The organism is Shewanella sp. BJSY2023SW007, assembly GCF_047314525.1.
GTDB lineage: Bacteria > Pseudomonadota > Gammaproteobacteria > Enterobacterales > Shewanellaceae > Shewanella > Shewanella chilikensis.
In genome coordinates, this window is sequence record NZ_JBKORL010000101.1 from 94,633 (window position 1) to 113,920 (window position 19,288).

The window sequence follows — 19,288 nt, forward strand, 5'->3', positions numbered from 1 at the left end:
TTCCAATCACTAATCAAGCAAAACCAATGCCAAATTCATTCAAAGTACCGCGGCTTAATATAACGACAAAAAAACCGCGAAAGTCAGATGCGAAGCTATGCTTAAAGCTATCCAAAGCAAGCACTTAAAATAGTTGATATTAATGCCAGATTTTATACAACAGCTCATCAGTAGTCCCATAGGCCGCAGGCTGACTCTGGCTATTATCCTGTTCAGCTCTCTGATCACTCTGGTGACCACAGGTTTGCAGTTGGTTTCTGATTACAAGGGGGACATTGGCCGAATCAACGATGAGTTTGCCAATATTGAAAAGGCTAACCTGGATGTGCTGGCGGCAAGTATCTGGGTGATAGATGAGAGACTTATCAAGACTCAACTCAACGGTCTCAATCAACTGCCGGATACCAGCTATGTGGTCATAAAAGATGACAGCGGTAAAGAATGGACAGCCGGCGAGTACAGAGACCAAGGTGTAATAGAGAAGCGCTTTCCTCTGGTGCACAAGACCAGCAGCCAGAACTTCAATGTCGGTGAGCTAAGAGTTCAAGCCGATCTCTCCAAAATCTACGACAGATTGGTGAACAAGGCCTTACTGATACTAGTGGCCAATGGTATCAAGACCTTTCTGGTGGCCGGTTTCATTCTCTATCTGGTTTGGGCCACTATTACCCGGCACCTGTTGCAACTGAGTGAGTACTGCTCACAGCTCGATTTGGAGCAGGATTATCAACCACTGCAGTTTAAGCGCCGGGATAAACAGGATGAATTTACCCAGGTTGCCCTGGCCATCAATTTGATGCAGCAACAGCTGCGCGCCTCCTTCACCCAGTTGAACCGCTCCCGCTACGAACTACAAGAAGCCCTGAGCGACAGGGAAAGACTACTGGAACTGGAACGCAGCTATAAAGATGAGTTGGCAAGGCAGGTCAAAGAGCAAACCAAAGAACTTGAACAGTCGCTGTTGGTGTTGGAACGGGCTCAACAGGTGATGGTCGAACAGCAGAAAATGGCCGCGCTCGGCGGTCTGGTATCCGGCATAGCCCATGAGATAAACACCCCGATAGGTATCTGCCTCACCGCTGCCAGTAGTCAGTTACAGCATATCAATGAATTGGTTGAGCTGTTGCAAAACGATGGCGCTACACTAGAAGAGCTCAATACCATCCTCAACGAATATCAACAAAGCTGTGAACTGATCATCAGTAATATTACCCGCGCCAGTAACCTGATCCAGAAGTTCAAGGCGATTGCTGCCGAGCAAGGCAATGAGGTGCACGAACAGATGCTGCTACCCCAGGTATTGCAGGAATTTGCCGATGCTGTAGCGCTATCTTTCAAGCAATTACAGGTAGATGTGGAGATTCAGGTCGAGGCCGATCTTTGGCTTACCAGCAGCCACAGCCTGCTGAAGCAGATAGTGATCAACATACTTTCCAACGCCTATGCGCACGCCTTTGAGGGTGATTCCAACCATAAGATCAGCATCAGCGTACAACAGCAGGGTCAAGAACTACTGCTGGATATCGAAGACAATGGCAAAGGAATCGCTCCCGAGATTGCCGGCCAGATCTTTGAGCCTTTCTTTACCACCAGTAGACGAACCGGCGCCACCGGGCTTGGATTGGCGGCGGCCTTCAATGCCGTCACACTACTGAAGGGCAATATCACCCTTGCCAATGACTCAAACCTCGGCGGCGCTCACTTTAGGGTTCGCTTCCCGGCTGTGATAGAGTCCCGCCCCGTCGATGACGACAGGGTGGAACTCTTTATTTAGATTACTCGGCGTATCTCTGAGTCGTTAACCTGGCGATATTGATGATCACCTCTACCGCCTTTTCCATTGACTCAAGGCAGACATACTCATGTTTGCCATGAAAATTGTGGCCGCCGGCAAAAAGATTGGGACAAGGCAGTCCCTTCCAGGACAATTGCGCGCCGTCAGTGCCACCGCGGATAGGTTTGATATCCGGTGTGATGTTTGCCATCTCCATCGCCTGACAGGCAATATCTGTCACATGAGGCACAGGCAATATACAGTCCTTCATATTGTAATAGCTGTCGCTGATACAGATCTCCAGACTACCGGCCTGCAGCTCAGCATTGCATTTAGCCACAGATTCTTGCAGCCAGGTCTTACGTTGCTCAAACTGAGCGCGGTCAAAGTCCCTTATCAGGTATACCAAGCTGGCTTCTTCTGTTTGACCTTCCATGGATAACAGGTGGAAAAAGCCCTGAAAACCTTGGCTGGTCTCTGGCGCATCATTGAGTGGCATTCTGGCATGGAACCTGGCAGCCATGGTCAAGGCATTGACCATCACCCCATAGGCACTGCCGGGATGACAATTATTGCCCCTGGCGGTTATCACCGCAGTGGCGGCATTGAAGTTTTCATATTGAAGTTCGCCAACTGCGCCACCATCAACCGTATAGGCCCAGTCTGCGCCGAAACGCTCGAGATCCAAACCATCAGTACCTCGGCCTATCTCCTCATCGGGTGTAAAACAGAGATTGATCTCACCATGGGGGATTTCAGGGTGCTGCAATAGATAGTGTAGTGCCGTGACAATTTCGGCGATACCAGCCTTGTCGTCAGCCCCCAATAGCGTAGTACCATCGGCAGTGATCAGTGTTTTATTGAGATAGTTCAGCAACGAAGGAAACTGCTCAGGACTAAGCTCTTCCCCCTGCTCCAGTTCAATAACTTGTCCTTGATAGTCAGCTATCACCCGAGGTTTGACCCCGGCACCGGAGTAATCCGCCGCCGTATCCATATGAGCCAGAAAGCCAATTGCCGGTACCTTAGCAGTATTCGCCGGTAACTTGGCATAAAGGCAGCATGATTCACTGAGGAAGACATCATCAAATCCCAGCTCGAGCAGTTCTTGTTGCAACTGACTGGCGAAGGCCACCTGGCCTTGAGAACTGGGAACAGATAGGGAATTCGGATCAGCTTGTGTATCCTGTTTGACATACCGCAGGAAACGATTGAGCAGCGCTTGTCGCATAAGCTTAATATCTGTAGCGAAAAAGTGTCTGGATTCTAACAACCCAGACACTTGCCACATTAGACTCAGATCATGTTTTGTGCTGTTTATTCAGCCTTGGTATTGCCGCCGGGAGTACTGGCTTCCTGCGCCAAGCGCGCCAAAACCCGACTTGCGGCCACAAAGCCAAAGCTGCCGGTCACCATGGTCACAGCACCAAACCCTGAGGAGCAATCCATTCTCATACTACCTTGGGCGCCAGCCTTAGTGGAACAAACACTGCCATCGGTCTGAGGATACTTGAGGTGTTCACTGGAAAACACGGCATCAACGGCAAAACGCCGCTGTGGATTCTTGCTGAAACCATATTCTTTGCGCAGCAAGTTACGTACCTTAGCCAGCAATGGGTCCTGAAAAGTCTTGGCCAGATCCGTTTGCTGGATCTGGGTTGGGTCTGTCTGACCACCGGCACCACCGATAGTCACCAACTTAATCTTATTGCGTTTGCACCAAGCGATTAAGGCCGCCTTGGGCTTTACCGAATCTATGCAGTCCACCACAAAGTCTATGCCCTTGTCCTGCGACAGATACTGGCTCAGATTATCTGCAGCAATAAAGTCTTCTATTTCATCCACCCGGCACAATGGATTAATCGCCTTAATCCGCTGCGCCATCACAGCAACCTTGGACTCTCCTATGGTGTCTGCCAGCGCATGGATCTGACGGTTGGTATTGGTGACACACACATCGTCAAGATCCATCAGGCTGATATGCCCTATTCCACTACGAGCCAAAGCTTCGGCGACCCATGTGCCGACGCCACCTATACCTATCACCATCACATGAGCCTTGAAAAAGGCCGCCAGTGCAGCAACACCATATAAACGGGCGATGCCGCCAAAACGCTGTTGATAGGCTTCCGCCTCCAACAGCTCTGAGTCTGTATCTTGCATAACTTGATTCCCAATTTTCTTCGGCGGCATTTTAGCCGAATACCCGACTATCCCCAAGCCAAGGGTGTAACAGGCTCAAAGTCTCTCTGTCATAAGGCATATTAACCGGCACTTGAAGAGATTTGCGTCGACTCTGTCAGGAGCTGATTTGGCGGTTCAAATGAGAACCAGTGCACATAAATGTCATTTTTGTGCTGAAAAATTTCACTTTTATTAAAACTTCATCTATCACTAATTTACAATTTGTTTTATTAAAAATAACCAACAGATACAGTCCTTCATACTGCAAAATTATCTTTTTATAGCGAAAAGATGATCATGCTGATTTTGTGAACAATAGCTTCTGGGTGGTTTTTGAACCAAATGGACATTTTTGTCACAGATTGACGCTTTTCCTGGCGAAATGGGGCAAAAAGTTTGATCTAGGCCACAATCTTGAAGAAACAAAACTGTAAGAATCAGCGCAGCTTTGCGACGGACAGGATGTCCGCTGCAAATCCAGGAACACTCGTTTGTTAAATAACCATAAATACATGGATTAGAACTCAGGTTCTAGGGAGCACAACACATGAAGAAGACCCTTATCTCTGCGTCAGTAGCAACAGTTCTGGCCGCAGCCTCTTTCGGTGCGCTGGCTGATGGCCCAACTCTGTATGGCCGTTTAGATCTGGCTATCACCAACTCTGATCAAGGTGCCACTCTGCAAACTGGTACTAACGGCGTAGAAGTAGGCGAAAGCGGTACTTACATCGAAAACAACTTCTCAAACCTGGGTGTAAAAGGTTCCGAGAAGATTTCTGATGGTGTAGACATCATCTATCAGATGGAGTTCCAGGTAGAAAACACTTCAGGTACTGGCGATACTTTCAAAGCCCGTAACACTTACCTGGGTGCCAAGACCAATTTCGGTACATTCCTGGCCGGTCGTAACGACACAGTATTCAAGCAAGCTGAAGGCGGCGTTGACGCATTCGGTAACACCAACGCGGATATCGACCGTTTGGTTGGCGGCCAAGTTCGTAGCGGTGACGGTGTTTGGTACTACTCACCAAAGATCGCTGACCTGATCACTCTGAACGCCACTTACCTGATGGAAGACAACTACGCGACTTTCGACCCTATTACAGGTGAAGAAATCGACAAAGACAGCATGTATGCTCTGAGCGCCACCATAGGTGACAAGAAGCTGAAGGCTCAGAACTACTATGCAGCCATCGCCTATAACAAGGCTATCGGTGGTATCGACGCTTACCGCGCCGTAGGTCAAGTTAAGCTGGGCGACTTCAAAATCGGTGGTCTGTTCCAGAACTCCGAAAGCATTGCAGCCAACTCTGACGACAACAACACTTACTTCGTCAACGTAGTTTACAACCTGAGCGGTGTAAACCTGAAGCTGCAATACGGCTATGATGAAGCTGGCTTCGGTAAGTACTACAAAGCTCTGGGCGACAAAGCTGGCAGCGACATCGAAGTGACCAACATCACTGTCGGTGCTGACTACCGTGTAGCCAAGTCTACTCTAATCTTTGGCCACTACGCTCACTATGAAGGTGAGTTCAAAGATGCTGGTGCTAAGTTTGACCTGGAAGACGACAACGTATTCACCGTGGGTGTACGTTACGACTTCTAATCTCTGTTGAGATAGTAGTTATAGACACTAAAGGCGACCTCGAGGTCGCCTTTTTGTTTACCTAGCTTAAAACCAGGCGCTGTTCACGCCTTCAACTCTTATCTTCGTCAGAGAAACTTATTTACGTTTCAAAAGATAAGCACTCTCATTGAGCCAAGGCACCTCTTTGGCAATGAACCTGGGATTATCGGCCAACACATCGGCTTGCTCCAGTAAAGTAATCTCAAACCACTGGCTCATATGCTGCCGGATCCATTCCTGGGTCACGCTAAATGGCGGCCCTTTGAGCATATCCTGAGGGTATTCCAGAGTGACCAACAGGCCACAACAACCACTTGGCAACAAGGAAGCCAGCTTGGCGGCATATTGCAAACGCATCTCCTCAGGCCAGGCGATTAGCGCTGCCCTATCGTAGAAGGCACCTACCGACGCCAATTGCTGAGCCTGCAATGCAAAGAGATCTCCCTGTAGCAAGGTCATCTGCTCACTGGAAAACGCCTGCAGTTCGCCAAAGGCTTTCTGTTGATACGCAAGGCAATTCTCTTCAAAGAACTGCCTTACCGCCAACTCGCTCAGTTCACAGCCAAGCAGATCATGGCCCATCTCGGCCAAATAACACATATCCAAAGTCTTGCCACAAAGTGGGACAAAAACCTGCTCATTGCCCCTAAGCGCGAGTGTGGACCAGTATTTTACCAAGAAGGGGTTAATATCCTGCTGGTGAAAACCTATCTGCTGTTTGTGCCAGCGTTCATGCCAGAATCCGGGTTCCATCTATCCATCCTGTTCATCAGAAAATCTTGATACTCTAGCGACTCGCGTAACGGATGCAAAGTCCGACAGGTGTAAAATAATAGGCTCACAGTTTCAGACTGAAGACGCACCAACGCTCAGCTTGAGTAAATCGATGAGAAGCCGAATTGGCTGCCCACTTTCCCCGACTCACTCAAGCTGTTCGCCATCAGGAACGCCGCCCCCTCGCCAAATAACCAAGATCATTTTGAGAGCTCTGAGGCCAATCAAAAAAGGGGAAAATGGAGTTTAAAAGTCCAAGAATTAATGCTCACGCAGCCAGTTGAGTTTAAAGAATGAAAAGATTTTTTAAACAGTGAGTTAATTCACTTCCCTTTTATAAGGGCCATGCCAGAATAGCCGCCATATCCGAGTATTGTGTTGTTTCGGTGAAAATCATGTCCAGCTCTCTCAAGGGAAACGCTCTGGCGGCCTTCTCTTTCGTGCTTTGGGGAATATTACCCCTCTACTATCAATTGCTGCCGGATGCGGCCATCTTCGAGTTGCTGGCCTTCAGGGTCATCTGGTCTGTGCCCTTTATGCTGCTGGCCTTTGTCCTGCTGAGACGGCCGTTACCTGCCTTTGGCGCGCTGTGGCGTGATAAACGCTCCTTGCTGCTGTGCTTTGCCGCCGGGCTTATCATGTGTATCTCCTGGGTCAGCTTCACCTGGGCCCTGACCCATGGTCAGGTACTGGCGGCCAGCCTGGGATTCTTTATCAATCCTCTGTTTGCCATCGCTCTGGGGGTACTGTTCCTCGGCGACAAGCTGAGCAAGGCGCAACTGGCCGCCGTGGTGCTGGCCATTGCCGGTATTGGCTGGCAGGTATATCAATATGGCAGCCTGCCATGGTTGTCGCTGGTGATGGGCAGCTTTTTTGCCCTCTACGGGCTGCTGAAAAAGTTTATCCGCTTTGACTCCTTCACTTCGGTCACACTGGAGGCACTGCTGCTGACGCCCTTTGCTTTGGGCTACCTCTGTTATCTGCTGGCCACAGAGCAAAGCGCCGCACTGGCTGGCGGCAGCGAAGGCATTATGCTCTATATCGGTTCGGCGCCCGTGACGCTAGCGCCGCTGATCCTATTCAGCCTGGCGCTGAGATACACGAGTCTGTCCATGGTGGGTTTGCTGCAATACATTGAGCCCAGCCTGCAATTTTTGCTGGCGGTGGTCATCTTTGGAGAGGTGTTTGATGAGGTGAAACTGGTGAGTTTCTCCCTCATCTGGGCCGGGCTGCTGCTGTGCTCGCTGGAGGCCTTGCCCGGCCTACGTCGCAGCTTAAAGCGGGTCTAACTTCCAGGCGCGGGTCATCTCGCGCTTGCCAAGGGCGCCGGGGTAAGCTTTGACCTGAAAACCGGCGGCCTTGAGATCTCGCTTGAACTGGCCATTGGCGCAGTAAGACACCAACAAGCCGCCCTGCTCCAGCAACCCATAACACTTTTTGAAGTTATCCAGCGCCCACACATCCGGCTGCTTGCTGGGGGCGAAGGCATCGTAATACACCAAGTTAAAGGGTTCGCCCTGCCACTCGAGCTGCTCCAGTTTGCCCTTGACCTTACGCAGCACAAAACCCGGCATGATTTCCACATCCTGATCCCAGGGGGCGGCGTGCAAGGCATCGAACAGCGGCGCATACCAGTCGGGCAGCATGCCCTTGTAGTTCAGTCCTTCAATCAGCTCGGCGGACAAGGGATAAGGCTCTATGGTGACATAGCGCATCGGCAGCGGCGCCAAGCCACTCTGCTGACGCGCCTTTGCCAGCTCCAGCGCCTTCCCCAGGGTCATGAGGGCATTGAGCCCGGTGCCGAAGCCCACTTCCAGAATCGCCAGATGGTCAAAGTCCTGCAACACCTGCTCGAGCCCGGCGTGGATAAACACATAACGGGATTCTGCCAACGCCCCCTTGTGGGAGTGATAGGTCTCATTGAGCTCGGCATTAAATAGAGTATGTGACCCGTCTTCGGTCAACTGCAGGCTTACGTGTTTCATCTCGACTCTTAATCATCTGTGCGGGGAAAGCCGGGGCGCTCGCCCCGGCGACAGGCAATTATCCCAGAAAGGCGATAACTGCCGCAAGCCAATTACCCTTGGCGCTCAAGCACCTGCTGCACCACGGCCTTGAGGGTGGCATAGTCGATATAACCAGGGATCACCTCATCACCTATGAGCAGAGTCGGCGTGCCGCCAAAGCCCAATTCAGAGAAGACTCTCACATTGGTATGCATCAACTCGTCGGCGCGGCCGCTGGGCTTGAGGTATTGTTCTGTGCCCGTGGCCTTGGCGACCTGCTGCAGTGAATTCCCTGTATGCATGCCATTTTTGGCCATCAAGAGTTCATGTACCCGGGGGAAATCCTTGCGATCCTGCCGCCAAACCTCGAGGGCAAAGGCGCCGGAAGAAAGCTCTGTGCCCTGGGCCTTTATCTGCCTCAATGGCACAAACACATTGACCACCTGCAAGTTTGGAAACTCCTTTAAAAGCTTGGCAAATTCCAGCTCCATCCGCTTGCAGTAAGGGCAGTTGTAGTCGGTAAACACCACCAGCTGCAACTCGGGCTTGCTGCTGCCCATAGTCGGCATCTGCGGGTTGTTGAACAGCCAGTCCTTGTGCTTGGCCAGCGCTTGCTGCTGCAACTGTCGCTGCTCCACATAAGACTCTATACTGCCGAGCACGCCGGGAATGATCTCCGGATGCTTGACCAAAATGCTGCGGATCTGCCCCAGTTGCTGCTCCTCTTGTTGGCTCAACTTCTGCTCTGCCGCCTGTAAACTACCGCTGGCCGCCAGCAGCCAGGCACTCAATACTATCCAATACTTCATCTTGTTATTCCTCAAATTAAATTCATTTTTGTCAGCCAGAGTCGCAGCCAGATCCCCGGCCAACTTGTGACTCCTGTGGTGCTGCTGCGGATTTCGCCCTGATAGATAAACAAGAGCGTCGGTGTCGCCGACACTCCAAGGGAGCGCGCCAAGGCGCCGCTGGGGTCATTGACCACTTCAAAGCCGTAGCCCTTGTTTTGCAGGTACTGCTTGACCTGGGTGTTATTGCCCGACTGCAGCGCCACGGTCACCACCTGCTCACTGTCACTGAAACCATCTACAGTGCCGGACACCAAGGGACAGACGCCACACCAGCTGGCCCAGTAGTACAGAATGACCGGGCGCTCCATACTCATGGCAGCAATATCCAGCTGACTGCCGGCCAGGCTCTGAACCGTTTGCAGCGGCAGGGTTTCCGGCATCTCACGGCTGCGAAAGGCATCGAGGGCAACACTCACCACCAGAATGAATAACCCATAACCGAGCAGGGTCTTGAGCCATTGAAGCCCCTTGTGGGCCGGTTTATTTTCCTGGGTCATTGTCTGCTCTCCGCTTCGGCCAAGGCCGCCAATACTCCATCGCTGCTGAGAATTACCGGTAATGGGTTACCGGCGGGGGTTCCCGGGCCATAGACCTGATTAAAAGGCACTCCAAAGCGGCCATTGGCCTTGAGGTAGGCGGTAATTTCCTCGCTGGGTTTGGTCCAGTCACCACGCATCAGCAGCACTCTGTCATCGCCAAGGGCATCATAGACAGGGTTTTGCAGCAGCACCCCCACCTTGTTGGCCTGACAGGTAATGCACCAGTCGGCCGTGACATCGACAAACACTGTCTTGCCCTCAGCGACTGCCTGTTTGAGCTGCACCAAATTCAGCGGTTGCCAATGGTGATCCGAAGGCAAAGGGCTGACCCAGGCATCCCGGGTCAGATAACCAACCCCCAGCGCCAGGCTGGCAAACAGAAAACTGCCGCCAATGGCATACACCATTACCTGAGTGCCGTAACGCTTGCCCAGCAGTCCCAGTGTCAGCAACAACATCAAGGCGCCCAGCCCCAAGATAGCCGCAACGGAGAAGAAGCTTTGCAGCAGACTCAGCAGCCAGAGACAGGTTGCCAGCATCATCAGCGCGAACACAGGCTTGACCCAACTCATCCAGCGCCCGGGCTTGGGTAAACGCTGCGCCAACGCCGGCCACAACGCCAACATCAGCCAGGGCAAGGCCATTCCCAGCCCCATGGCGCTGAAAAGGGCAAACAGCATGGGATAGTCGGCGCCGAGGGCGAAGGCCACCGCAGTACCGAGAAACGGCGCGGTACATGGCGTAGCCAGCAGCGTGGCCAGCATCCCCTGCAACAGGTGGCCGAGGCGCGAATCATCACCGGCACCGGCCAGGCGGGTTTGCCACTTGGAAGGCAGATTGATTTCAAACACCCCCAGCAGGTTGAGGCCGAAGCCCCAGGTCAGCAACACCATAAAACCGATAAACCAGGGCTGCTGGAACTGTATCCCCCAGCCCAGCGACTGACCGGACAACTTCAGCAAGCTAAGACCGGCGGCAATCAACCAGAAGGACAGCAAAATACCCAGTGCCGAAGCCATAAAATGGCCGCGAACCTGACTGCGACTGCCCTGGCTGCTCATCATGACCCCGTGCACCTTCATGCCCAGCACAGGCAATACGCAAGGCATGATGTTGAGAATAAGGCCACCGGCCAGCGCCATCAGAAACAGGCTCCACAACGGCAGGCTCGGCTGCGGCTTGGCAACATGACCTGTGGCGATGGCGCCGCTCAGTTCGGCCGAAAGGTGTGTGTCGGCCAGGTGAATCAGCAGCGGCTTGCCCTCCAGATCCGGCGTCCCCAGCCAGTGTTTGACCCCGAAAGTGGCGGTCAGCCGTTTGCCATCTGTCTGGATCTGCGGCCGGGAGAAGATCAGCTCGCTGACTGTCTCATCCTCGCCGAACAGAAACAGATCTGCCTGTTGCCAGGGGCTTGCGGCCTCTATGGCCAGTTGCAGCAACTGCTGCTTTTCATCCCAGACAATCGACTGCAATACCGCGCCGCCATTGCCCTGTGGCACCCTGGCCATCGCCTCGCCCCACTGGTGCAAAAAGCCGTCATCGGCCTTAAGCCCGGCGGCCTGACCGCTCAGCTCCACAGGGTAATCGGTCAACACACAGACATTGGTGCAGGAAGACAGGGTCAGGGTGCCCTTGAGCCGAAACGGCTGCCCGGGATCCTTGAGGCGAATAGTCAGTGGAAACAAGGTATCGCCCTTGTAACCCAGGGTTTCTATGCCCTGCAACACATAGCGCTGCGGCAAGGGCCAGTGCCAGTCGACCGCGGCAATGTTCTCCGAGGCGGACCAGTCCAGGGTCGGCGGGATCCCGCCTTCCCCCGGCGCGCGCCAGTAGGTTTTCCAGTCGCCGCTCAGGGCCACATCCAGCAGGGCGTTGAGCTCACCGACTTGGTCGGCATCGACATCGGCCAGCGTCAGTTGCACCTTAACCGGAGGATGATCCGGGTGCTTGAGCCAGCCACTGCTCAGCGGCTCTGCCAAGACTACTTGGCTGAGCAGCATCAGACATACCGCGAAGGCATGCCATATTCTTTTTAAATACATGAAATTAGCTCCAAAACAAAACATCAGAACCCGGTGTTAACCGGCAAGAGTTCAGGATGTTTTCATTCCAGATACACGCACAACACTGAGTGTCGCCTTCGTTTGGAGACTATGGGGTGGGAGAGATAAACACTGAAAGGTCGGGTACTGCCAAGCCAGTTGAGCAACAGCAGAAACAGCAACAGCGCCGTGAGCCCCAGTTGCAGTACCACAGGTTGCAGGTTCAGCATATGGGAAGACAGATGACAGGGCTCTTCATTGAGCTGCGCCTTGCCCGCATCATTGGCGTGAGTCGGCGCAGTATCAACACCAAGTTGCGTCAGCTGATGCTGGGCCTTGAGCGGGCAGGAACCAAACAGCGAAAGCTGCTGACCAAAACAGAGCAGGATCACCAGCAGACTGATGATCAATGACACCAGCGCCCTGTCTTTGAGGGAGAAGCGGTTAACACCGAGTGAAAACCCCATGCTGCACTTTGCTCTGTATGGCCCAAGAATGCCGATAGGGTTCCATGATTGACGACAAAGGTCAATCATGAAACCGCGGCTGCAACCAATCCTTGCTTGCCATCTGCGCCATTGGCAGGATAATTCCCCCACCAAGCCACAGTTTGCGACCCCAAGATGCAGCTTAAACCTCTTACCCAAGGCAGATACTCCCAGGAATGGCAATCAGACTACCCTCTGGTGGAGCGGGTATTGCTCAGTTGCGTCAGCGAGCAGCGCCGCTTTGCGCCGGGAGAGGCCTTAATGCAGCAGGGGCAGAAGCTGAATCAACTGGTACTGGTGCCCAGTGGCAAAATCGCCATGAGCTACAGCGCCCGCAACGGCCGCAACTTTCAACTCGGCACCCTGAAATGTGACTCGCAGCTATTCGGTGAAATGGAGTTTTTCACCCAAAACCCCTGCCAGTTGGACATTCTGGCACAAACCACCCTGACCTGTGGCATTATTCCCGCCGACAAGCTGCAACAAGCCTTGGGTGAGCACCCCAGGCTAGCGCTGTTTTTCGCCAGTGCCATCGCCATAGATTATCAGGACACTGTGGACATCTTCACCCGGCGAATGCTCTACCCCATCAGCTACAACATTGCCTACGACCTCTATCACCAGCAGCTGGATGACCTGCCGGTATCTGGGTTCAATAAGGGCTATCTGGAGGCTGAGCGTTTCGGCACCACCGCCAGAGTTTATCGCCGGGCGATACAATCGCTGGAAGATGCCGGATTGGTTCGGCGCAACAAGGGCAAGCTGGAGATAATGGATCTCAAGGCGCTGCAGGCTTTTGTCGAGCAAGGGGAGCTTTAGCTCCCCTATTCGCTGAAAAGAGATTCAGGCTCAGGCCGCAGCCACCTCGGCCTGACGCTTAAAGCCAAAGTTGGACACCAGCAGCATCAGCAAGATCACCCCGTAGAGCACAGGAATGGCATACATGACGGTCTGCAAGCCCACTATCTTTTCCGCCATTGAGCTAATCGCCGGGCTGAACATGGCACCGGCACTGCCGCTGATCAGAATGAAGGACACATTGCGGCTACTGGCTTGTTTCACAAAGGAAACCCCATAGGCGATAAAGGCGTTATACAGCGCGGCGCAGACAAAGCCGTAGCCATAGGTCAGATACCCCAGGGTTTCCAGATCGCCACAGCTGACAATCCAGCTGGTGAGCAGCAGTGCCAACGAGATGATCATCAACAGGAAGTGGCGGATCTGCATCCGGGTCACTATCAGGGTTGAGATCAAGGCGCCCACCAACGCCGCCGACCAGTACTGGGTGATGATATTGCCCGCCTCTTCAAACGGGATCTCAAACTTCTGCTTCACAAACATAGGCGCCCAGGTGAGGAAGGTATAGAGCGCCAACATGCCCAGAAACAGCCCCAGACCGCCGCTGATAATACCGAAGTTCCACTCGGAGCGCTGAGCGGACTGCGCCTGTTCACCCTGGCCCTGCACCCGGCTAAATGAGGTGAAGGCCGCCAGTGCCAGGGTCAGCAAGGCCACCAGGCCTACTGCCAGATAGCTGTAACTCCAGGCCAGTGAGTGTGTCAGCGCATAAGTGGTGATCAGCGGAAACACCACCCCGGCCACGTTAAAGGTGGCATCCTGCACCACCAGCATGGTGGACTGGATTCGCTCCTGCCACAGGGACACCACCAGAGTACCGGCGATACACAAGCCGATGCCGCCGCACAAACCCACCAGCGTCATGGCCACCATGACCACTGTCAATGAGGAACCCAAATGCAGCGCCAGCGCCGACAGGAAGATAACGGCATAGCTCAGCAGTGTCATCGGCTTGATACCGACCTTTTCAATCAACAAAAAGGCCACAACAGTACCCGCCAGGGCGCCGCCGTTCAGCAGTGAGAAGATTGAAGCCACATCGTTGACATCGGCCCCGAAGCGGGTGGCTATCGGCTCTATCAACATACCAAACTGAGAGGCGAAACCCGCCATGATAAAGTTGGCCAGAAAACTGATGGCCGTCAGTGTGATTTTATTATTCATTTTTTATCATCCATCTAGGCCACGGCCAGCGCCAGCGAGATCATCTGGTTAAATGACAGCTGGCGCTCTTCGGCACTGGTTTCTTCACCTGTGAGGCAGTGATCCGATACCGTCAGAATCGCCAAGGCCTCGATGCCGAACTGCTGCGCCAGGCCATAGAGACCGGCCACTTCCATATCTATCCCCAGAATGCCGAAGCGCTCCAGCGCCGGGATCAGATCTTCATCCGGGTCATAGTAGAGATCGCCGCTGAACACATTGCCCACTCTGACATTCAGCCCCTGGGCCTTGGCTTGTTCCCAGGCCTTGAGCAGCAGCGGGAAGCAGGCCGAAGTCGGCATATGATAACCTGCGCTGCGCTTGGCGTTGGTGACTGAATCTGTCCCCGCCGCCTGAGCCAGGATCACATCACGCATCTGCACCTGACGCTGGGTCGCCCCCAGGCTGCCCACCCGAATGATACGCTCAACCCCGAAGTCGTTGATCAGCTCATGACCATAAAGCACCATGGAGGGGATCCCCATGCCGTGGCCCATTACGGAAACCGGTTTACCCTGCCAACTGCCGGTATAACCCAGCATATTGCGCACCGAAGTCACCTCTCGGGCATCATCGAGAAAGTGCTCGGCAATGTATTTGGCCCGCAAAGGATCGCCGGGCATGATAACTGTCTTGGCAAAATCGCCTTTGGCGGCGTTGATATGTGCTGTCATAAGCTGTTCCTCGGATAAAAACTGGTCCGAGTCTACCGGCGAAGCCAAAAAAGCCTTGAGGACAAAAGTCCGCTTGCGGGGATTTGTTTACCAAAATGCCACACTCCTCTCAGCCAACTAAACGGCTATTTTAAGGCAGGCACAGAGCCGAGCCGGCACTATAAACTTTGCAAACGGCGCCAGCGCTGCTTTAGCTCCTTGTGATTACTGCGCACCAACTTCCAACGCTCACAAGCATTGAAACGGGCATAGTCGGCAATGGCCCTGGTAAGTTCGGCCAGCAATCGATCATCCAAAGGCCGATTGGCATACTCGGGCTCCAACACCAGGTTTTGCAACAGCAGGCATTGGCGCGGCCGGTCGGCCTTGACATAGACCCGGCCGATAAACTGCTGGCACCAGAGGATGGCCAGGCTGAAATAGCCGTAAACTCGCTTTTCCTGCGGCAGGTACACTTCCAGTTGATAGTCAAAGCCAAACCATTGCTTTAAGCGGTTACGTTGAATAACCAGGTTATCGAAGGGATTGAGCAGCCAGACCCGCTCCGGGATCATGGGCGCCGCACTCAGTTCTGCCGGGCAGAAATACTGCTGACCATCGACCTTAAATTGCTGCAGTTCACCGGCCTCCAGCCCCTGGGCCAACACCCGCTTGATAACCGGCCGCATGCCTTTACGCAGATAGGCAAACTGGACCTCTGAGCCAAAACCGTTGGCATTGAGAAAGCGGTTCACCAGATACCGGCCAAACTCCTCATCGTCGGGCACCCGGGTATCTATGCCCGGCGGGAGTACTCGCTCGGCCAAATCATAAACCTTTTGAAACTGCTCCCGCCGCAGCACCATTAACTCGCCGCGCATAAATAGCTGTTCCAGCGCCTTCTTGGCCGGTTTCCAGTCCCACCAACTGCCACGCTGATCACTTGGGTGTTCAAAATCACTCGCCTTGAGCGGCCCCTCGGCGCGCACTCTGGCAAGCACTTCCCGCATCAGGGGCTCGTCCGGTTCAAACCAGTGTTTATCCCCCTGGCGCAGTTGCTGTTTGCGCTGCAGGCTGTACCTGTAGTCACTCATGGGCAGGTAGGCCGCGGCGTGAGCCCAGTACTCGAACACCTCTTTACCGGCCATAGCCTGTTGCAGCTGCTCGGGGTGATAACCGGGCAACCGATTGTGCAGCACATGGTGATGGGCCCGCTCGACCACATTGATGGAATCTATCTGCACATAGCCCAGCTGACGGATCACGGCCGCCGCCGAGTTCGCCTGTTGCAACAAGCCCTGGCGCTGCAGGTTAAGCCTGAGCCATTCATCGATGGTCAATGGTCCATACAAGGGTGTATCCATGGTGCCTGGCTCCCGATAGCCTTGGTTTAGCGTGGCGCTATGATGACAGCTCAATGCCGCTGCCAATGCGAGTAATCAGTTTGCCCTTTTCATGACTTTCGATGCAAATTTGTACTCAAGCTCACAAAAAATACGCTTTTGCCAGGCACCAGAGTTGAATGGAAAGCCGGATTATGCGCATATAGCTGCAACCTTTATTAGAATCGACAATAACCAAGGTAAATTATGAGCTCACCTTCCTCTGCGCGTTGGCCGCGACAGATCCCTTTTATCATTGCCAGTGAAGCCTGCGAGCGTTTCAGTTTTTACGGTATGCGCAACATTCTGACCCCCTTCCTAATGACGGCTTTGCTGCTGTCGGTGCCGGAAGAACTGCGTCAGGGTGAAGCCAAAGATGTGTTCCACTCCTTTGTGATCGGGGTGTACTTCTTCCCTCTCTTGGGGGGCTGGTTGGCCGACCGTTTCTTCGGCAAATACCACACCATTTTATGGCTCAGCATAGTCTATGTGATTGGCCATGCCTTCCTGGCGATTTTCGAAACCAGCAAAACCGGCTTCTACTCGGGCCTGTTCCTGATAGCCCTGGGCTCGGGCGGCATCAAGCCGCTGGTGTCCTCTTTCATGGGCGATCAGTTCGATCAGAGCAATAAATCGTTGGCGCAAAAAGCCTTCGACATGTTCTATTTCACCATCAACTTCGGCTCCTTCTTCGCCTCGCTGTCGATGCCGCTGCTGCTGAAATTCTTCGGCCCTTCAGTGGCCTTCGGTATACCTGGGGTACTGATGTTTATCGCCACGGTATTCTTCTGGGGTGGCCGTAAACGTTATGTCCACCAGCAACCCGAGCCCAAAGATCCACACGGCTTCCTGCCGGTGCTCAAGAGCGCCATCTTCACTCCTGTGCCCGGCAAGGCCAATACAGGTTTGCTGCTGAGTGCCATAGGCATACTGCTGGCGCTGTTTTCTCTCACCCAATACGACAGCCTGGGAGTGGTGACCGCCTTGTGTCTGGCAATGGTGCTCTTGATGGGCTTTGTCGGCATAGGCGCCTCCATGCAGCTGGAACGGGCCCGCAATCAACATCCACTAGAGGCGGTGGACGGTGTGCGCGCCGTATTCCGCATCTTAATCCTGTTTGCCTTGGTCACTCCCTTCTGGTCACTGTTCGATCAAAAGGCTTCCACCTGGATTTTACAGGCCAACGACATGGTCAAGCCGGATTGGTTTGAGCCGGCCATGATGCAAGCGCTTAACCCTCTGCTGGTTATGCTGCTGATCCCCTTCAATAACTTTGTGCTCTACCCCATGCTGGAGCGCAACGGCGTGCGTCTCAATGCCCTGCGTAAAATGGGCGCCGGTATCGCCTTCTCCGGCCTGTCTTGGATAGTAATAGGCAGCATTCAGCTGATGATGGATGGCGGCACCCCCATGTCCATCACCTGGCAAGTGCTACCTTATGCGCTGCTGACTTTCGGTGAAGTACTGGTTTCTGCCACCGGATTGGAGTTTGCCTACAGCCAGGCACCCAAGTCGATGAAAGGCAGCATCATGAGCTTCTGGACACTGTCGGTCACTGTGGGCAACCTCTGGGTGCTATTGGCCAACGCCAGCGTCAAGAGCGATGCCGTGACCAATCAGATTGCCGAAACCGGCCTGAGTGTCACCGCCTTCCAGATGTTCTTCTTCGCCGGCTTCGCCCTGCTGGCCGCCTTGGTGTTTGCGCTCTACGCCCGCTCTTACACCATGCAAGATCATTATCGGGCAGTGGAACCTCAACAGGCTTAAGGCGTTTGCCGCCAACCTGAGCGGCAAAACCTCGTTGATTCCCCCCCAAAGACCCAACGTGAGTTGGGTCTTTTTCATTGCTGATGAAAAAACCGGCGGAAACCAAGTTATTCCCTCCCCCGATAGCGGCGCCGCCAAGAACAACTTTTTACACAGACAATCCTGTGCCTGGGAAATAGGCGTACATCTGCAGCTAAATACGACACCGTTGGAGGAAGAATTGCACCGACTTCCCCCTCGGTGTCGCCGAAAGCCGTTGGCGCAAATAACGTGGCTGAGGGCGAATGCTCGCCGGTGGCGAGTGTGCTTATGAGCGCGAGCCAAGGAAGGCGAGCTGGCCTTTATCCATGGAAGGATCTGGATGCCGAAGCAGCGACAGTCGAATCAGGGATGAGCGTCTGAAGCGGTAGTGATTTGCGCCATTAGGCCGAGGGGCTTTCGACACCGTGCGGGGCGGCAGGGGAGATCCAAGAGGGGATTGCTGTTGATCCCCGCTTGGTCGGGTGTGGGACGGCGAGTGTCGCGTAGCGACATGCTTACGAGCGAGAGCCAGGGATGGCGAGCTGGCCGTTATGCATGGATGCATTTGCTCCACGACTTTAGGCCGCTGGCACAGCGGCTATCATGGCTTTAAGCCAAAACTCACCAATGAACTTGGTCTTAGCTGCCAACTAAGTTGCAGCCCATCACCTGCGGTGCGCTCTCGCACAGGCGATCCTGTGACACGGCGAGAGTTGCGCAGCAACGTGCTTTCGAGCGCGAGTCATGGATGACGAGCTGGCCGTTAAACAGGGAAGTTATTCGAGTACATCCTTGTAAGCTCTGCCTCGCCATCCCTGGCTCGGAAGGTCACAGTTCCGCCTGTGCCTGGAATTAGGCGTATGCCTGTGGGTCTATCTGCAATTTCAAGCAACGCTATCATTACAGAATTGCACCGCTACCCCTTCGGAGCCGCCGCGGGCGTTGTTGCAAATTGGCGTAGCCGAGACAGGGATGTCGAGGCTCGAAGGTCGAGCAGGGCGAATGTTGCTAGGCAACAAGTTTATGAGCGCGAGCCAAGGAAGGCGAGCTGGCCGTTATGCATGGATGCATTTGGCGAGTCCTGAGTGTAGCCAATTTGCTTCATAAGCCAGTGGG

General features: G+C 53.8%; 16 protein-coding genes. 5 read left to right on the forward strand and 11 right to left on the reverse strand.

Translation table 11 applies throughout. The features are described 5' to 3' along the window. Window positions 1–142: 142 nt before the first annotated feature. Entirely contained in the window at window positions 143–1,774 is a 1,632-nt protein-coding gene (locus ACMHXE_RS18395; protein WP_165565659.1) for an ATP-binding protein, read from the forward strand. Window position 1,775: 1 nt separating this feature from the next. Here ACMHXE_RS18395 and pepT read toward each other — a convergent pair whose 3' ends face one another. Together pepT and tcdA are read right to left on the reverse strand one after the other, a co-directional pair. Beyond that, window positions 1,776–3,005 (reverse strand): peptidase T, encoded by a 1,230-nt coding sequence (gene pepT, locus ACMHXE_RS18400; RefSeq protein WP_248952165.1) that lies wholly within the window; start codon window positions 3,003–3,005, stop codon window positions 1,776–1,778. A gap of 86 nt (window positions 3,006–3,091) precedes the next feature. Further along, window positions 3,092–3,937, reverse strand: coding sequence for a tRNA cyclic N6-threonylcarbamoyladenosine(37) synthase TcdA (gene tcdA / locus ACMHXE_RS18405; protein WP_413733015.1), 846 nt, complete (start codon window positions 3,935–3,937; stop codon window positions 3,092–3,094). 568 nt (window positions 3,938–4,505) lie between these two features. Here tcdA and ACMHXE_RS18410 point away from each other — a divergent pair. Then, a complete protein-coding gene (locus ACMHXE_RS18410) occupies window positions 4,506–5,567 on the forward strand; it encodes a porin (protein ID WP_224868103.1) in 1,062 nt (353 codons plus the stop codon). Between the two features lie 117 nt (window positions 5,568–5,684). Here ACMHXE_RS18410 and ACMHXE_RS18415 read toward each other — a convergent pair whose 3' ends face one another. Next, window positions 5,685–6,341, reverse strand: a complete 657-nt coding sequence (locus ACMHXE_RS18415) for a thiopurine S-methyltransferase (RefSeq protein WP_224868102.1) — start codon at window positions 6,339–6,341, stop codon at window positions 5,685–5,687. 416 nt (window positions 6,342–6,757) lie between these two features. Here ACMHXE_RS18415 and rarD point away from each other — a divergent pair, with 416 nt between their 5' ends. Then, a complete protein-coding gene (gene rarD / locus ACMHXE_RS18420) occupies window positions 6,758–7,651 on the forward strand; it encodes an EamA family transporter RarD (RefSeq protein WP_071237380.1) in 894 nt (297 codons plus the stop codon). Here rarD and mnmD read toward each other — a convergent pair. From mnmD to ACMHXE_RS18445, 5 genes are all read right to left on the reverse strand, one after another. Further along, window positions 7,637–8,347 carry a tRNA (5-methylaminomethyl-2-thiouridine)(34)-methyltransferase MnmD gene (gene mnmD / locus ACMHXE_RS18425; protein ID WP_101056614.1) on the reverse strand — a complete coding sequence of 237 codons (711 nt, stop codon included), beginning with the start codon at window positions 8,345–8,347 and terminating at the stop codon, window positions 7,637–7,639. The genes rarD and mnmD overlap by 15 nt on opposite strands. Before the next feature lie 92 nt (window positions 8,348–8,439). Then, a complete protein-coding gene (locus ACMHXE_RS18430) occupies window positions 8,440–9,177 on the reverse strand; it encodes a DsbA family protein (protein WP_413733018.1) in 738 nt (245 codons plus the stop codon). A gap of 11 nt (window positions 9,178–9,188) precedes the next feature. Then, window positions 9,189–9,716 (reverse strand): protein disulfide oxidoreductase, encoded by a 528-nt coding sequence (locus tag ACMHXE_RS18435; protein ID WP_028779529.1) that lies wholly within the window; start codon window positions 9,714–9,716, stop codon window positions 9,189–9,191. Beyond that, on the reverse strand, window positions 9,713–11,800 hold the full coding sequence (locus ACMHXE_RS18440; RefSeq protein ID WP_413733020.1) for a protein-disulfide reductase DsbD family protein: 2,088 nt from the start codon (window positions 11,798–11,800) through the stop codon (window positions 9,713–9,715). The genes ACMHXE_RS18435 and ACMHXE_RS18440 overlap by 4 nt, the downstream gene beginning before the upstream one ends. Before the next feature lie 62 nt (window positions 11,801–11,862). Continuing rightward, window positions 11,863–12,267 carry a hypothetical protein gene (locus ACMHXE_RS18445; protein ID WP_025890074.1) on the reverse strand — a complete coding sequence of 135 codons (405 nt, stop codon included), beginning with the start codon at window positions 12,265–12,267 and terminating at the stop codon, window positions 11,863–11,865. A gap of 156 nt (window positions 12,268–12,423) precedes the next feature. Between ACMHXE_RS18445 and ACMHXE_RS18450 the strand changes: the two genes are divergently transcribed. Then, on the forward strand, window positions 12,424–13,107 hold the full coding sequence (locus tag ACMHXE_RS18450; protein WP_145839186.1) for a Crp/Fnr family transcriptional regulator: 684 nt from the start codon (window positions 12,424–12,426) through the stop codon (window positions 13,105–13,107). Between the two features lie 30 nt (window positions 13,108–13,137). On the opposite strand, the gene tsgA is transcribed toward ACMHXE_RS18450, so the two are convergent. The 3 genes from tsgA to ACMHXE_RS18465 form a co-directional block, all read right to left on the reverse strand. After that, a complete protein-coding gene (tsgA, locus tag ACMHXE_RS18455) occupies window positions 13,138–14,310 on the reverse strand; it encodes an MFS transporter TsgA (RefSeq protein ID WP_224868098.1) in 1,173 nt (390 codons plus the stop codon). Window positions 14,311–14,324: 14 nt separating this feature from the next. Next, on the reverse strand, window positions 14,325–15,023 hold the full coding sequence (gene deoD / locus ACMHXE_RS18460; protein WP_101056621.1) for a purine-nucleoside phosphorylase: 699 nt from the start codon (window positions 15,021–15,023) through the stop codon (window positions 14,325–14,327). Between the two features lie 158 nt (window positions 15,024–15,181). Beyond that, on the reverse strand, window positions 15,182–16,354 hold the full coding sequence (locus ACMHXE_RS18465) for a winged helix-turn-helix domain-containing protein (RefSeq protein WP_413733035.1): 1,173 nt from the start codon (window positions 16,352–16,354) through the stop codon (window positions 15,182–15,184). Between the two features lie 237 nt (window positions 16,355–16,591). Here ACMHXE_RS18465 and ACMHXE_RS18470 point away from each other — a divergent pair, with 237 nt between their 5' ends. Continuing rightward, window positions 16,592–18,151 (forward strand): oligopeptide:H+ symporter, encoded by a 1,560-nt coding sequence (locus ACMHXE_RS18470; RefSeq protein ID WP_101056623.1) that lies wholly within the window; start codon window positions 16,592–16,594, stop codon window positions 18,149–18,151. Window positions 18,152–19,288: the final 1,137 nt, after the last annotated feature.